Below are 16,073 nucleotides of genomic sequence, written 5' to 3' on the forward strand. Positions count from 1 at the left end.
CCTCACTACATAGCTACAGCCCGTAGCCGCTTCAGGGCGTTTACGGGCTGTCTGTTATTCGTCGGTATCCTCTGCCAGAGTATTTCTGTCGTCCATCAGCTTGAATGTTATATCAAATTCCGTTTCCTTATCGCCTGTCTTTCTTATGACATGGCAGGTCACATCATCGCCGGGTTCCATATTTCTGACAAAAGTAGGAACATCTTCGATATCGTTCACATATGTGCCGTTGATGTGCGTTATAAGGTCGCCGGGCTGAAGGTCGGTATTGGCAACATCACATTCGGGGGCTATGCTCTGCACGCTGAGACCGGGGGTAGAATTTGTCAGTTCGGCTGTTGCTTCGGATATCTGCACAAACACGATACCCATACGCGCCTTGCCCTTTACAGTGCCTGTTTCCATAAGGTCTTCTATCACGGATTTTGCCTCGTTTGTGGTTATGGCGAAGCCTATGCCCTCATAGTCGATGGAAGCAAGCTTCGATGAGGTTATACCGATGACCTGTCCCCACATATTGAACATTGCGCCGCCCGAATTTCCGGGATTTATAGCTGCATCTACCTGAAGGCAGCTGACACCTGCTGTGGAATTTTCGGGGATAACTCTTCTGTCAGTGCCCGATACCACACCCTTTGTTATCGAGTGTCTGTATCCTGCGGGAGTGCCTATGCATACAACGTCCTCGCCGAGCTTTACCTGATCGGAATTTCCGAATTCAGCGGGCTGAAGGTCGGTGGCGGGTATCTTTATAACTGCGATATCCGTCCGCGGGTCGGAGCCTATTACTTCCGCCGCGTACTCCCTGCCGTCGCTCAGTACGGCTTTTATACCGTTTTTGGCTTTGTCGATAACATGGGCATTGGATACAATGTATCCATCGGTACTTAGGATTATGCCGCTGCCCTTGCCCGATGGCATTATCGTGCTCTGCTCGGTGAATATATCCAGGGATACTACCGAAGGCCCGCAGACTTCTGCAATGCCCTGAGCGGTGTATCTGCCCATTTCGTCTTTCAGTTCATCACCGACTTCGGGTCTGTCGGCGACTTTCATATTGAAAGTCATATGTTTGCCGCCTGTGACGAGGTTTGATACCACGCCCTTTCCCCTTGCGCTCACGCAGGCGATAAGGAAACCTGTGCCCAGAAATATCACGGCAAACAGCGTATTCAGTACAACACGCTTTGCAATACCTTTGCTTCGCGGCTTTTCCTCGATATCGGGCAGTGTTATGCCGCGCCAGAAATCTCCGTCAACTATCTCATCATTTTCAACTGCCCCCTTGGGCATATTGAAATATTTTATGCTGTAGTCCCAGCTGTTCGATGCATCCTTGGCGAGCTTTTCTGCGGCATCGGTAATGTCCTCATCGGTGGTCTCGCCTTGGGTGTTCTCGGTGAGGTCTTTCTCAAGATCCATCAGGTTATCACCTCTCTTTTATTTGTAAAAAGGGGACTGCCGCGAACAGCAGTCCTCTGACGTTCATCATTCCTCGTTTTTCTCGGCTTTGGGTATGGTAAAGGTGAATTCGGTATACTCGCCTTTAAGGCTCTTTACCATTATCTTGCCGCCGTGTATCTCGACTATGGAGCGTGCGATATTAAGTCCCAGCCCCAGACCCTGAGCGTGTATGCCTCGGGATTTATCTGTTTTGTAGAATCTGTCGAATACCAGCGGAAGCTCGTCTTCAGCCAGACCCTCGCCGCTGTTCCTTATGGAAACGGAAGTAGCATCCTCTCCGTCCTCGAATGAGAATTCGATATAGCCGCCCTTATCCACAAACTTTATGGCGTTTTCGATAAGGTTGTACATCACCTGATGTATAAGGTCGATATCGGCGTACATATTTATCCTCTGCACATCAAGTCCGCGGATATCGATGTTTTTCTCATCTATCCTCGGCTCAAAGGTCAGCAGGGTATCTAGTATCGGCTCGGTCACAGGGAAAGAAGTCTTGTTGGGTTCAAGCTCTCCTGCTTCTATTTTGGCAAGGTTCAGCATACTCTTTACAAGACGGGTAAGTCTTCCGACCTCGGAGGAGATTATCCTCATATAGTAATTCTGCTGTGATTTCGGTATAGTGCCGTCAAGTATGCCGTCTACAAAGCCGCCTATGGAAGTCATCGGTGTCCTGAGCTCATGTGAAACGTTTGCCAGAAAGCTGTTACGCATGGTATCATAGCTTTTCAGGTTGGCAGCCATTTCGTTGAAGGCTATGGAGAGTTCATTGAACTCCTTGGTGGTATACTCGGGGAGTGTTACCGAGAAATCGCCGTTACCAAGCTTTTTGGCTATCTCTGCGACTTCGGTGATAGGCTCTGTCAGCTTCAGCGTAGCGAAATACACCAGGAACATTACTACCAGCAGTACGGCTATCGCACTGACCATGAATATCTCCATGATGTTTTTGGTGTAGTTGTCCTGCTGTGATTTTGGCGAGTATGCCAGCACATAGTACCTCGGACCGTTGGCGGAAAAGGAATCGCCCGTGATATGGCAGACCTCGTCAAGTTCGCCGTTTAGGTCGTCATAGGAGTATGTAGTAGTACCATTGAATTTTATCAGCAGTTCGGGGTCGATGTTTTCGACTTCGCCGCCGGTAGCCGCCACTACATATCCATCATCACTGCACAGCAGATAATCGGAGTTGCTGCCTATGGCATAGGTCTTCATCTCCGCTGCCACATCTTCACGCCATCTGTCAGGCTGCTCCAGCATTTTTTCCTGCGTATATGAAGCAAGAGCCCTGGCATCTTTCAGCATGAGGCTCTTTTTTTCATCTAAGAAGTACCTTGAAGAAACAAGCAGTAATACTGTTCCTAAGCAACAAAAGCTTATCAGTATTACTGCTGAGCAAATCGCAAAGTACCTTGTAAATATACTTTTGCCGTTATTCATTGTTGTTTTCGGAAACTTCAAACTTGTAGCCTACGCCCCAAACAGTTTTCAGTGCCCACTTGTCGGAAACGCCCTCAAGCTTTTCACGAAGTCTCTTTACATGAACGTCGATAGTTCTCGAGTCACCATAGTACTCAAAGCCCCATACTTCGTCAAGAAGCTGATCTCTGGTATAAACTCTGTTGGGGTTCGATGCCAGATGGAACAGCAGTTCCAGCTCCTTCGGGGGAGTATCCATTACCTGACCGTTAACTCTCAGCTCATATCTTGTCATATTTACAGAAAGCTTGTCATACTTGACTTCCTTGATCTCGCTCTCTGCAGAGGACTGACCAACTCTTCTGTAAACTGCCTTGATCCTCGCGATAACCTCTTTGGTATCAAATGGCTTGACGATATAATCGTCAGCACCGAGCTCAAGACCCAGTACCTTATCAAAGGTCTCTACCTTAGCTGTTATCATAATGATCGGAACGTTTGACTTCTTTCTGATCTCACGGCATACCTGCCAGCCGTCGATGCCGGGCAGCATGATATCAAGCAGAATGATATCGGGCTTCAGCGCATTGAATTTTACGACCGCTTCTTCACCGTCGTGAGCCAGGATAACGCCATATCCGTCCTTTTCCAGATAAAGACGCAGCAGCTCGCAGATATTCTTATCATCATCAACTACCAAGACTCTTCCCAGTGACATATTCATCTTCCTTTCGTCGCCTCAGCCACACCCGGACTGCAAGCTATTAATTTTATGCTGTCCCTTTGAGGGGATAGCAATATAATTTAAATGATAAATTAGTAATTACAGTATAACAAATTTACAATCAACTTTTGTGAACTCAGTACTAATTTTTTGTGAACATCTTATAAATTAAATGCAACGAGAACAGAAATATTCAAAGAATAATCACAAAGTCTACAACAGATGATTTTTATCACATTACTAATTATAGTAATTATAACATAAAACTTCATAAAATAACAGACACATACTAACACAATTTTCATGGTATACACAGACCTCTATTTGTGCAAATCTACAAAAATCGGGTAGACGTATTGCAATTTATAAAAATCGTGGTACAATATACTTAGCACTCGGATACAAAGAGTGCTAAAACAACATTTTGCAACATATAATTCTATATATACGAGGAGGAAATTATAATGAATATCAAACCCCTTATGGACAGAGTCGTTATAAAGATGACCGAGGCTGAGGAGACTACAGCAAGCGGTATCATACTTGCAGGCGCTGCCAAGGAAAAGCCCCAGGTAGCTGAGGTAGTAGCAGTAGGTCCCGGCAAGAAGGACGTTGAGATGAATGTCAAGGTCGGCGACAAAGTGCTGGTAAGCAAGTACAGCGGCACAGATGTCAAGGTTGACGGACAGGAATATACCATTCTTAAAATGGAGGACGTTCTGGCAGTAGTTGAATAATTGCACAGGTACATCAGGTATAGATAAATATTACAATTACCATAGTTCATATCATTCTTCATAGCTAACAGTAAGCATTAGTCTTCCGCAAAAATTATGAATTATGAATTATGAATTATGAATTATCAAAACGGAGGTAATTTACAATGGCAAAGCAGATCATTTACGGCGAAGAAGCCAGAAAAGCACTGCAGGCAGGTATCGACCAGCTGGCTGATACCGTTAAGATAACACTGGGACCCAAGGGCAGAAATGTAGTTCTCGATAAGAAGTACGGCGCTCCACTCATCACAAACGACGGCGTTACAATCGCAAAGGAGATCGAGCTGGAAGACGCTTTCGAGAATATGGGCGCTCAGCTGGTAAAGGAAGTTGCTACAAAGACCAATGACGCAGCAGGTGACGGTACCACAACCGCAACTCTGCTTGCTCAGGCGCTGGTACGCGAGGGCATGAAGAACATCGCTGCAGGAGCTAATCCTATGATCCTGAAGAAGGGTATGGCTAAGGCAGTTGAGACCGCTGTTGAAGCTATCATCGCTAACTCCAAGAAGATCGAGGGCAGCAAGGATATCGCAAGAGTCGGTGCAGTTTCTGCTGCTGATGATACCATCGGTCAGCTGATCGCTGAGGCTATGGAGAAGGTAACTGCTGACGGCGTTATCACTCTGGAAGAGTCCAAGACAGCTGAGACTTACAGCGAGGTTGTTGAGGGTATGCAGTTCGACAGAGGATACCTCAGCCCTTACATGGTAACAGATACCGATAAGATGGAAGCAGTTCTCGATGACGCTCTCGTTCTTATCACAGATAAGAAGATCGGCAATATGCAGGATATACTCCCTCTGCTGGAGCAGATCGTAAAGATGGGCAAGAAGCTCCTCATCATCGCTGAAGACGTTGAGGGCGAGGCTCTGAGCTCACTGATACTCAACAAGCTGAGAGGAATCTTCACTTGTGTTGCTGTAAAGGCTCCCGGCTTCGGCGACAGAAGAAAGGAAATGCTCCAGGATATCGCTATCCTGACAGGCGGCGAAGTAATCTCCACCGAGCTTGGCATGGAGCTGAGCGAAGCTACTCTTGAACAGCTGGGTTCTGCAAGACAGATCGTTGTTCAGAAGGAGAACACCATCATCGTTGGCGGCGCAGGCGAGAGCGAGAATATCAAGGCTCGTATTCACCAGATCAAGGGCCAGATCGAGACCACAACTTCCGATTTTGACAGAGAGAAGCTTCAGGAAAGACTGGCTAAGCTTTCCGGCGGTGTTGCAGTTATCAAGGTCGGTGCTGCTACCGAGGTCGAGATGAAGGAAAAGAAGATGCGTATCGAAGATGCTCTGGCAGCTACAAAGGCAGCTGTTGAAGAGGGGATCGTAGCAGGCGGCGGCACAGCACTCATCAATGCTATGCCTAAGGTTAAGGAGCTTGTTGAAGGCCTTGAGGGCGACGAAAAGACAGGCGCTCAGATCGTATACAAGGCACTTGAAGAGCCTCTGAGACAGATCGCTGCAAATGCAGGCGAAGAGGGCAGCGTTATCATAGATAACATCGTTCGTTCGGGCAAGGTAGGCTACGGCTACAATGCATACTCTGATGAGTATGTTGATATGATACCCGCAGGTATCGTTGATCCTACCAAGGTTACAAGAAGCGCACTCCAGAACGCAGCTTCCGTAGCAGCAATGGTACTGACTACCGAGAGCCTTGTAGCTGACAAGAAGGATCCCGCAGCTGACGCAGCTATGGCAGCAGCCGCAGCAGGCGCAGGCGGAATGGGCGGTATGTACTGATCCACAAATCGCAAAAGATGAATATACGGGCGGAGAGTCAGGTGCTCTCCGTCCTTTTTGTGCAGGTGCGTTTTGGAAAAAAGAAACAGGACTTCGCACACAGCGAAGTCCTGTACATTTCGTATATCTGTTCAGTTAAGTTCAAAGCGCATGGGCAGGAATTCACCGAGTGTGAATTCTCCGTTTGTCAGTATGATAGAGAAATCATCATCGCAGAATTCGCTCATAACCTGCAGGCAAGCACCGCAGGGGCAGCATGGGTGGCTGAAATTGCCCTCCGCACCACCGACGATGGCTATTGCTTTGAATTTTTTGCAGCCCTCGGACACTGCCTTGAATATCGCTGTTCTTTCAGCGCAGATTGTCAGTGAAAACGAGCTGTTTTCAACGTTGCAGCCTGTGAATATCCTGCCGTCCTCGGTAAGAAGTGCTGCCCCTACCGAGAAACCCGAATACGCGCAGTAGGAATTCTGCGCAGCTTCGATGGCAAGCTCCAAAAGTTCCTTGTTTTCCATTATATTACACCCCAAGATCTATCTATTTCGCCGTATAGGCGCCCAACCTCTATCATTATAACATTTGTATGATAAGCTGTCAATAGTTTTTAAACCGAAAATCACACGAAAATGAATGTTCCGCGTACATATGAAAGACGATCTGTTCATACTATCAGGTTGAAATCCGGAATGAAATATGTTATAATATAATTTATGCTATCAAATCAGAAAGGACTGAAAGTTTTGATATATCTTGATAATGCCGCTACCACAAAGCCCTGTGAAGCCGCAAAAGCAGGGGTGATGAAAGGGCTGGAGGTGTACGGTAACCCGTCATCACTGCACCGATGCGGACTTGATGCCGAGCTACTGGTGACTGACGCGAGGACAGTGATAGCCGAAAGTCTGGGGTGTCTTGCTGAGGAGATATTCTTCACATCGGGGGCTACCGAGAGCAGTAACACCGCAATTTTTGGCGCATATAAATCTCAGGGTAAGCGCAAACACAGGGTGGTCACCACAACGATCGAACACCCCGCTACAGCACGCCCCATAGATGAGCTGGAACGCCTTGGCTGCGAGGTAATACGCATATCGCCTGACGAAAACGGAATAATATCCGCAGAAGCTGTGGCAGATGCTGTAAATGAGGACACATTCCTTGTCAGCATGATGCTGGTCAACAATGAAACGGGTGCGGTTCTCCCTGTGAGCAAGGCTTTCAATGCGATACACAGGCGTTTTCCGAAGGTCATCACTCATTGCGACTGCGTTCAGGGTTATATGAAACTGCCGATAAAGACTAAGACCCTGGGTGCTGATCTTATCTCACTTAGTGCCCACAAAATTTGCGGTCCTAAAGGGGTAGGTGCTTTGTATATCCGCAAGGGTCTGCACATACCCGCACTGCTGATGGGCGGCGGTCAGGAGAAAAATATGCGTTCGGGAACGGAGTCTGTTCCGCTGATTTGCGGCTTCGGAGAAGCGGTAAAGCATTACTCGAAAAATGTCGCCGAAAGACTGGAAAATGCCAAAAAGCTGGAATCTCTGCTGTTTGAACTCTGTGAAAAGAACGGCGGGATAGGCATTAACTTTCGCGGAGAAAAATCTCCTTATGTTACAAGCATAACGGTAGATGGTCTTAAATCCGAAGTACTTCTGCATTATCTTGAAAAGCGCGGGATATTTGTTTCAAGTGGTTCGGCTTGTTCAAAGGGCAAAAAGAGCGGCGTTCTTGCTGAGTTCAGAATACCTGTACAGGCTATGGATACCACCCTTCGCATCAGCTTTTCGCCCGATACCACCGAAGAAGACCTGCACGGTCTGATGGAAGGTATCTCAGCTGCACAAAGCGAACTGGCAAGGCTGAAGTGATATGAACGGACGTTTTATACCATATTAATATATAAGAGAATCGTCGGAAGAAGTCGATAAATTATCGGATACAGCCGACAGTTACTGACAAAAAATAAACGGAGGAGCGGTTATAATGAAGGAAATAATTCTTTGCAAGTATGGCGAGATAGCCCTCAAGGGTCTTAACAAAAGCACTTTTGAGAGCATGATGGTCAAAACGATAAAGCGCAGACTGGCTAGTGCGGGAGAGTTCAGAGTAACTAAATCGCAGTCAACTCTGTACGTTGAACCTTTGGGAGAGAATCCCGATGTTGACGAGTTTGAGACCAGACTTTCCAAAGTATTCGGCATAGTAAAGCTTTGCAGAAGCGGCGCTATCGAAAAAGACCTGAAAGCAATATGCGAACAGGCGCCCGAATATCTTGCTGAAGTGCTGGAGGGCGCAAGAACTTTCAAGGTAAACGCAAGACGTGCCGATAAAAAGTTCCCTCAAAAGTCGCCCGAGATATGTTCCGAACTTGGTGGGGCTATACTGGACAGATTCCCCCATCTGGAAGTCGATGTGCATGATCCCGAGATAACTGTTACCGTTGAAGTTCGTGAGGATTATGCTTATGTTCATTCCGACCCCGTTGACGGCGCAGGCGGAATCCCCGTAGGTTCAAGCGGACGTGCTATGCTGCTGCTTTCGGGCGGTATAGATTCCCCTGTTGCAGGCTATATGATGGCTCGTCGCGGTGCGGTTGTGGAAGCTATTCACTTTGAGGCTCCGCCTTACACCTCTGACAGAGCGAGGATGAAAGTTGAAACACTTGCAAAGCTTATGACTGCTTACTGCGGAGATGTTAAGTTCTTCTGCGTGCCCTTTACCGAGATACAGGAACTGCTGAGAGACAACTGTCCTGAGGAGCTTTTCACAATACTCATGCGTCGCCTTATGATGGAGATCGCACAGCGTATATGCGAAAAGGACGGCGATATTCAGGCGCTTGTTACTGGCGAGAGTCTTGGACAGGTGGCAAGCCAGACAATGTATGCGATGGTGTGCACCGATGCAGCCTGCCGTATGCCCGTGTTCAGACCCTGCATAGGTATGGATAAATCCGAGATAGTTGAGATCGCACGTAAGATCGGCACTTTTGAGACTTCCATACTGCCTTATGAGGACTGCTGCACCGTATTTACACCCAAGCACCCCAAGACAAGACCCTCTCTTGCTGAGGTGGAAAAGGCGCAGGCAAGCTTCGATTTTGAGCCTTATATACAGAAGGCAGTCGAGAACACCAGCGTTACTCTCATCAAAAACAGATAACGTACAAGGGCGGATATCTGACATACTTTTGTTTCATATTTTCATATGCGTCTGATGACGGCAACTGTACAGAAAATATCTCAATTTGTACGATGTTACAATTGGTAAATTTGGTTACACAATGGTTACAATGTTTCCAAATTTTAATTTTTGCGTACAAAATTCGGTACTTTCTTATTGTGAAAAACAGGTGATCAACTATGTTCATATCCCGATTTTCCGAAGTTTTGAATGTGTTAAATGTCCGAAAAATCAAACACTTATGTCGAAGGTATGTAACAGAAGCGTAACAAAAGCGGCGGAAAAACCCTTGATTTTTTAGTAAGATATGTTCACTAAATTTACATGGAGTTCAAAAATAGGGTCTATTTTTTGTGTGATGTGTCAGGAAAAGGCGGGAGGATGTTGATGAATTTTGCGGAAGACTACAAAGTGGTAACAGAAACTATTGACATTGTTACAGCGAGTGTAGTAAAATATATGATAAAGAATTCGGTCACTATGTCAACAGCCGAGAGCTGTACAGGCGGAATGGTGGCTGAATATATCACCGCAGTGTCGGGGGCGTCTGCAATGTTCAAAGGCGGCGTCTGCACCTATACCGAGGATATAAAGATGAAAGTTCTCGGCGTTAAGAAAGAAACGCTGGAAAAATTCACTGTCTATTCTTCCGAGGTAGCAAGTGAGATGAGCAAAGGTGCCATGGCACTCTTTGGTACTGACTGCGCTGTGGGCATAACGGGTCTTGCCGGACCCTCGGGAGGCACCGAAGAAAAACCTGTCGGAACGGTATACGTTTCGGTAAGGTACAAAGACAAGGAATTGTCGCGGGTGCTGAAGTTGTATGAAGAGTATGAAAAACTTGACAGAGGATCAATAAGAAGGTTAACTGTGCTGAAAACTATGCAGATGATATGCGAGCTTTGCGGCATACAGATAAGTCAAGGAGATCATAACGATGGCAATGTTTAATGAGACTGCAAATCTTAAAGAGAGAGATGATTCAAATTTCTTTCTGCGGTTTGTAAAGTACTTTATCCCATGGAAAGGTGATAAAGCTAACGAGATAGTCCGAAAAGTCGCGTTCTGTGCATCGATAGTACTCTTTTCGATGTCGCTGAACGAACTGAGTGATTATCTGGGCGCCAGCCGTGAAAAGCAGAAGTCCTATATACAGAAAGTTGTGGTTGAGTACGAACCCAAGTTCGATGATAACGTCAACTACGATGCAAATAACGGCGGCGATGATTACGATGCATCGAACCCCGAGGCATCTGCGCAGAAGCTGAAGCTTCAGGATTGGGCGAAACCATTGCTGAAGCGCAATAAGGACGTTATCGGATGGATAAAGATACCCGGCTTCACCGATTACAGCGGTGAGGAGTACATAAACTTCCCCGTTCTGAAGGGCGAGGATAATGATTACTATCTTTACAAAAATCTTGATAAAGAGTATTACGAGTCGGGCAGCATATTTATCGATTCTGCCAGCGTGATGGATGAGAACGGGCAGACCGATAACATTACTGTGTTCGGTCATCATATGGGTTATGTGGGTACAAGCTTCACTCACCTGTCCGAGTACGAACAGGGTGTGGACTTCCTGAAAAAGTATCCTATAATCGAGTTTAATTCCATATATGAAAGCGGACGCAGATATGCGATAATCAGCTGTTTTGCGATAAACACTGAGCCCGAGGATGACGGCGGCGATGCATGGTATTATGTTCTCTGCCGGGACTTCAATGATGATGACAATAAGTTTGAGGACTGGTACGATCAGGTGAGCAAAAGATCCTGGTATTCAAGCGATATCAAGTGTACCGAGGATGATAAGTACATCACTCTCTCCACCTGTTCAAAGCTTCTGAAAGACCTCAGATGGGTAATAGTTGCGAAGAAGCTTACAGCCGAGGACAATATCGACCATATCGTAAAATCCTATAAGGAAAGACCCGATAAAGAGATATATTACCCCAAGTACTGGCGAGACCATTACGGAAGCAAAAAGATATACCAGGGCTGGGAATACTAAAAATAAATAACAACTAACAACAGATCAGCAAAAAGACTTGACAGAGGGTATGACCCTGAAAGTCGAGGAGTAATGATAAAATGGCAATGGCAAGAGGATCAGCAAATTTTAACGATAACGAAGGATCTAATAATACCGGTGGTGTGATACGATACTTTATCCCCTGGAAAGGCGATAAAAGCAGCGAGGTAGTCCGCAAGATAGTTTTTATAGCTTCGGTAGGACTTTTCTGCGTATCACTGGGTCAGCTGAAAAGCTACCTTAACACCACAAACGGAGAAAGATCGCGAGCGCACGGTCTCGTTGAACAGTATGAGCCAAAGTTCGATGAAAATGTGGACTATGAGGCAAATACAGGCAGCGATGATATAGATATTGCAGACCCCGATGAATCTTACAAAAAGCGTGAGGTACAGAAATGGGTCAAGGATAAAAAGCTTTTAGACCGCAATGATGATGTTGTGGGCTGGATAAAGATACCCGGATTCAAGGACTCCGATGGAGATGCATTTATGAGCTTCCCTGTTCTTCAGGGCAAGAACAATGACGAGTATCTTTACAAAGATATTGATGGTAACTACTATGAATCGGGCAGTATTTTTGCTGACTCATGGAGTATTATCAGCAAAGAGCGACAGTCCGATAATATCACGATATTCGGCCACCATATGGGCTGGCTGGGCACAAGCTTCACTCACCTGTCCGAATACGAACAGGGCGCGGATTTCCTGAAGGACCACGCGGTGATCGAGTTCAACTCGATATACGAGAGCAAGTGCAAATACGCCATCGTCAGCTGCTTCATGATAAATACCGATGCAAAAGACGATAACGGCGATCTCTGGGAATACATAGGCTACAGAGATTTCAACGACGAACAGTACAGGTTCGATGAATGGTATGACGAGATTACAAGGAGGTCATGGTACTCAAGCGATATTAAGTGTACCGAAGACGATAAGTATATAACCCTCTCCACCTGTTCAAAGCTTGTGGAGGAAGGAGTAAGATGGGTAATAGTCGCTAAGAAGCTGACACCCGATGATGATATCGACGCTATAAAAGCTTCCTACAAGGAAAGAGCGGACAAGGATATCTACTTCCCGAAGATATGGAAAGATATCTACGGGAACAAAACAGTCTATAAAGGCTGGGAATACTGATGACGGAGGTCATCACTTGCTTTATGCTTATTACATCGGATTCGCCGGTGTATAAAATATAAAGCTCCGCAGCATCTCTCACGGCTGCGGACAGGAAGTCTCGCAAGGGGCTCCCGGAAAGGTAATGTGATAGAAATGAAGCAGAAAAGATCAAGGGCTGCTAAACGGAATTCCGCGAAGCCGTCCGTGAGAAAGGTCGGAACTTTGCTTGGAAGCAGCGCACTGTGCGTACTTACTGTAGGTACAATAAGCGTATGCGGACTGCTTGGCAGAAATGCAGGAGCAGAAGCAGAGATCGGCAGAGAAACAAAGGCTGCGAATGTAAACACCACCGACACAGCGAGAGATGAGGGTGCGTATACCGCACTGGATACCGTCACATGGAGAAAGGCGAGTATCAACGAGTATGAGTTCGGAGAAGTTTCCGCTCCCGAGACCACTGCGGTAACGGAAGCAGGCAAAAAGACAAGCTCTTCCCGAACTGAGACGACAACATCAGCCACGGAGAAAAAGACAAGCAAAGAATCGGTCAAGGCTGAGACCGAACAGAAAACCAAAAACAAGGTCAAAAGTATTTCCAAGACCTTCCTTTATGTTGAGTCGCCCGTAAATCTCAGGGCAGAACCCAGCAAAAGCGCGGAAGCACTTGAAGTACTCGACACAGACACAAGGGTCGTTGTTGACGGATGCACCGATGACGGTGTGTGGTATTCGGTAAGACATGGCGAGATAAAGGGCTATGCGATGGCTGAGTACTTTACGGGTAAGACCCCCGACAGCAAAAAGACCGAGGAAAAGAAGGACAAGGAGTCCGACGAAAAAGAGGATAAGACCGTTATCAAGCTTGAAGACAAGGACAGCAAAAACACCGTCATCAGTTATACCGATGATGAATTCGAGATGCTGTGCTACGTTCTTCAGGGCGAAGTAGGCAATTGTTCCGAAGCGAGCAAGATCGCAGTTGCTAACGTTATCATCAACAGGGTAAAATCGAGCCAGTTCCCGGACACTATCTCGGCAGTGCTCACAGCTCCCGAACAGTTTGATGCTATCTACGGCTACTACTACGGAACTACAGTACCCACGCAGAACACAAGAGACTGCGCGTTAAGGGCACTTCAGGGTGAAGATAACACCAACGGTGCTACTTACTACTACGCTCCCAGATATTGCGGCGGTGCTACCTCAGCATGGTTTGAGACCCTGCAGTTCTGCCTCGAAGTCGATGGTCAGAGGTATTTCAAGAACTGGTAAAGTGCATAACGGCTCTGAACAGTTTTTGTGCAGCATTTGGTAAGACATACGAAAAGTCAGGGCAGACATGAGTTTTGTCTTGACTTTTTCTCTTTATTTGGTAAACTATACAGTGTGGGCTTTTAGCCCTAAACAACGAATCTTAAACGTTTGAGGTAATTTTGTGATGAGCAAGACTAAAGACGAAAATAACAGCAAGGCATCTGTCGGAAGACAGCTTGCGGCACATATCAGAATGCTTGTAACAGGCGTTGCCGTCACAGGCGGCTGCGGACTGCTGATGCTGACTGACAGCGCTTTCAACCCCGCAAAAAGGGTAGAAGCGAAAGAGACCGTAAGATCTGCCGTGGTACAGAAAGCAGAAAAACCTGCCCCTAAGCCTGTCGAGAAAAAGACAATTCCTGCGGCTGAACCCAAGCAGGAGACTAAAAAGGCAGAAGCTGAGCCTACTGTAAAAAAGATGACTTTCCCCAAGTATAAAAAAGCAGCCATAAGTGATTACGATATGTCGGCTGCCGAAACAAAGTGCAAGGGATTCAAGGTCAACAGCCCCGCTATCACCGACCCCGACGATTTCACGGTGCCTTTCCCCGAACAGGATACGCTTATCTATTATCCCGAAAAGGCAGCTCCACAGAAGCTCACCGCTACCAGAAGCGTGGCAGGCGAGTATTTCAGGGTGCATGATGAAAATTCAGGCTCTACCGTTGTTATGAACGGTCATGAACTTCTCTGCCTGATGGTCAATAACGAGATAGGTGATTCGTGGGACGACGATGCGATAAAAGCGCAGATAGTCGCTGCATATTCTCACCTGAGATTCAATCAGGAGCACGGTCTGACACCTACCATAGGTCTCAGATACGGCTATTCCTCCAAGCTGGAGAGCATAGTCGAATCCGTTGAAGGTCAGGCTATGCACTATGACGGCGAGATAATCAATGCTGTGTATTCAGCTTCAAGTGCGGGTTATACTACTACCGCAGGCGATATCTGGAGCATGGATTATCCCTACCTTAAATGCGTTGAAAGCGAATTCGATGACCAGGACGTAAACTGGGGCATCGAAAAGACATATACCAGATCACAGGTCAAGTCCATGCTTGAGGGTCGCTTCGGCATCACTCTCTCGGAGGATCAGACCAAGTGGTTCACTATCGACAGAGCATACAGCGTGGTTTATATCGATACCGTCACTATCGACGGCAGAGATAACTGCAAGCTCACAGGCAACCAGCTCTGTAATATGATGGGTCTTAAATCCAATGCCATCACCATAAAGTATAAGGACGGCGAATTCACATTCACCTCCTGCGGCTGGGGACACGGTGTCGGTATGTCACAGTGGGGCGCACATTACTACGCCGAGAACGGCTGGACATATGACCAGATACTGACCCACTACTATGTTGACGCTAAGCTGGAACTCTCCAAGCCTGCAGAAGGCTCGGAGGAACCGCCGAAGGACAACAGCAGCGATACCACGAATACAAATACCGCGGCTGCTGATGACAATACAGGCTATACCGCACCGCAGACCGATTACGGTTACAGCGATGGCACTTCGCAGTGGTCGGATTATTCCGCTTCCGATGATCAGTGGTCTTCGGATACGACCTATACATCTGATGCCACCTACGATAACGGCGGTTATGATAACGGTGGCTACTACGATAACAGCACAGACTGGTCGTATGACCAAAATGGGGGTTATTAAGTTTGAATATCAAAAATCTGATGATGGAATATGATGTGATACTTGCATCAGCATCACCGAGAAGAAAAGAGCTTATGCAGCTTATATGTCCGTCATTCAGGGTGATACCCGCCGACTGCGGAGAAGCAGTCCCCGAGGCACTGAGTGCGTGCGATGTTCCCGGTTTTCTGTCATTCCAGAAGTGCAAGTGCATTGCCGATGTATATCAGAAAGCTGTCGTTATCGGCTGTGATACTGTAGTTACCACCGCTGACGGCGAGATACTTGGAAAACCCAAGGACAAAGAAGATGCGGCGCGTATGCTCAGACTTCTTTCGGGACGTATGCATACCGTAGATACAGGAGTATCCATCAGCTATAAGGGTCATACCGATACCTTTACCGAAACTACAAAGGTCTGGTTCAAAGATCTTACCGATGAGGAGATAGAGGATTATATCAATACGGGCGAACCGATGGATAAGGCTGGCGCTTACGGCATACAGGGCGAGGGAACGCTTCTCGTGGATAAGATCGAGGGCGATTTCTTCAACGTTGTTGGACTGCCCGTATCCAAGCTTGCGATCAAGCTGCATGAAATGCTGGACTGAAACATCGTTTTTCAAAAA

The 16,073-nt window shown here is 46.8% G+C and carries 14 protein-coding genes; 10 read left to right on the top strand and 4 right to left on the bottom strand.

The annotated features are described in order from the left end of the window. Positions 1 to 54 precede the first annotated feature (54 nt). The 3 genes from N773_RS0113265 to N773_RS0113275 form a co-directional block, all read right to left on the bottom strand. Positions 55 to 1,422 carry a S1C family serine protease gene (locus N773_RS0113265; protein ID WP_024858232.1) on the bottom strand — a complete coding sequence of 456 codons (1,368 nt, stop codon included), beginning with the start codon at positions 1,420 to 1,422 and terminating at the stop codon, positions 55 to 57. A gap of 66 nt (positions 1,423 to 1,488) precedes the next feature. Next, complete coding sequence (locus tag N773_RS0113270; protein ID WP_242840387.1) at positions 1,489 to 2,766, bottom strand: HAMP domain-containing sensor histidine kinase; 1,278 nt, start codon at positions 2,764 to 2,766, stop codon at positions 1,489 to 1,491. A gap of 127 nt (positions 2,767 to 2,893) precedes the next feature. Further along, positions 2,894 to 3,598, bottom strand: coding sequence for a response regulator transcription factor (locus N773_RS0113275; protein WP_013496874.1), 705 nt, complete (start codon positions 3,596 to 3,598; stop codon positions 2,894 to 2,896). 470 nt (positions 3,599 to 4,068) lie between these two features. On the opposite strand from N773_RS0113275, the gene N773_RS0113280 reads away from it, so the two are divergent. Both N773_RS0113280 and groL read left to right on the top strand, forming a co-directional pair. After that, positions 4,069 to 4,341 carry a co-chaperone GroES gene (locus tag N773_RS0113280; protein ID WP_024858234.1) on the top strand — a complete coding sequence of 91 codons (273 nt, stop codon included), beginning with the start codon at positions 4,069 to 4,071 and terminating at the stop codon, positions 4,339 to 4,341. A 146-nt stretch (positions 4,342 to 4,487) separates the two neighbouring features. Next, the gene (groL, locus tag N773_RS0113285; RefSeq protein WP_024858235.1) at positions 4,488 to 6,131 is read left to right on the top strand and encodes a chaperonin GroEL; all 1,644 of its coding nucleotides are present in this window, start codon (positions 4,488 to 4,490) and stop codon (positions 6,129 to 6,131) included. Between the two features lie 131 nt (positions 6,132 to 6,262). Here groL and N773_RS0113290 read toward each other — a convergent pair whose 3' ends face one another. Beyond that, positions 6,263 to 6,646 (bottom strand): cytidine deaminase, encoded by a 384-nt coding sequence (locus N773_RS0113290; RefSeq protein WP_024858236.1) that lies wholly within the window; start codon positions 6,644 to 6,646, stop codon positions 6,263 to 6,265. Positions 6,647 to 6,871: 225 nt separating this feature from the next. Between N773_RS0113290 and N773_RS0113295 the strand changes: the two genes are divergently transcribed. From N773_RS0113295 to N773_RS0113330, 8 genes are all read left to right on the top strand, one after another. Further along, positions 6,872 to 8,002, top strand: a complete 1,131-nt coding sequence (locus N773_RS0113295) for a cysteine desulfurase family protein (RefSeq protein ID WP_024858237.1) — start codon at positions 6,872 to 6,874, stop codon at positions 8,000 to 8,002. 115 nt (positions 8,003 to 8,117) lie between these two features. Further along, a complete protein-coding gene (gene thiI, locus N773_RS0113300) occupies positions 8,118 to 9,296 on the top strand; it encodes a tRNA uracil 4-sulfurtransferase ThiI (RefSeq protein WP_024858238.1) in 1,179 nt (392 codons plus the stop codon). A gap of 408 nt (positions 9,297 to 9,704) precedes the next feature. Beyond that, positions 9,705 to 10,268, top strand: coding sequence for a CinA family protein (locus N773_RS0113305; RefSeq protein WP_024858239.1), 564 nt, complete (start codon positions 9,705 to 9,707; stop codon positions 10,266 to 10,268). Next, positions 10,255 to 11,331 carry a class B sortase gene (locus N773_RS0113310; protein WP_024858240.1) on the top strand — a complete coding sequence of 359 codons (1,077 nt, stop codon included), beginning with the start codon at positions 10,255 to 10,257 and terminating at the stop codon, positions 11,329 to 11,331. The genes N773_RS0113305 and N773_RS0113310 overlap by 14 nt, the downstream gene beginning before the upstream one ends. Before the next feature lie 80 nt (positions 11,332 to 11,411). Further along, complete coding sequence (locus tag N773_RS0113315; RefSeq protein ID WP_024858241.1) at positions 11,412 to 12,494, top strand: class B sortase; 1,083 nt, start codon at positions 11,412 to 11,414, stop codon at positions 12,492 to 12,494. A gap of 135 nt (positions 12,495 to 12,629) precedes the next feature. Continuing rightward, entirely contained in the window at positions 12,630 to 13,748 is a 1,119-nt protein-coding gene (locus N773_RS0113320) for a cell wall hydrolase (protein ID WP_043538276.1), read from the top strand. A 166-nt stretch (positions 13,749 to 13,914) separates the two neighbouring features. Further along, a complete protein-coding gene (locus tag N773_RS0113325; protein ID WP_024858243.1) occupies positions 13,915 to 15,465 on the top strand; it encodes a SpoIID/LytB domain-containing protein in 1,551 nt (516 codons plus the stop codon). A gap of 20 nt (positions 15,466 to 15,485) precedes the next feature. After that, on the top strand, positions 15,486 to 16,055 hold the full coding sequence (locus tag N773_RS0113330) for a Maf family protein (RefSeq protein ID WP_242840388.1): 570 nt from the start codon (positions 15,486 to 15,488) through the stop codon (positions 16,053 to 16,055). Positions 16,056 to 16,073: the final 18 nt, after the last annotated feature.

Source organism: Ruminococcus albus AD2013, assembly GCF_000526775.1.
Lineage (GTDB): Bacteria > Bacillota > Clostridia > Oscillospirales > Ruminococcaceae > Hominimerdicola > Hominimerdicola alba_A.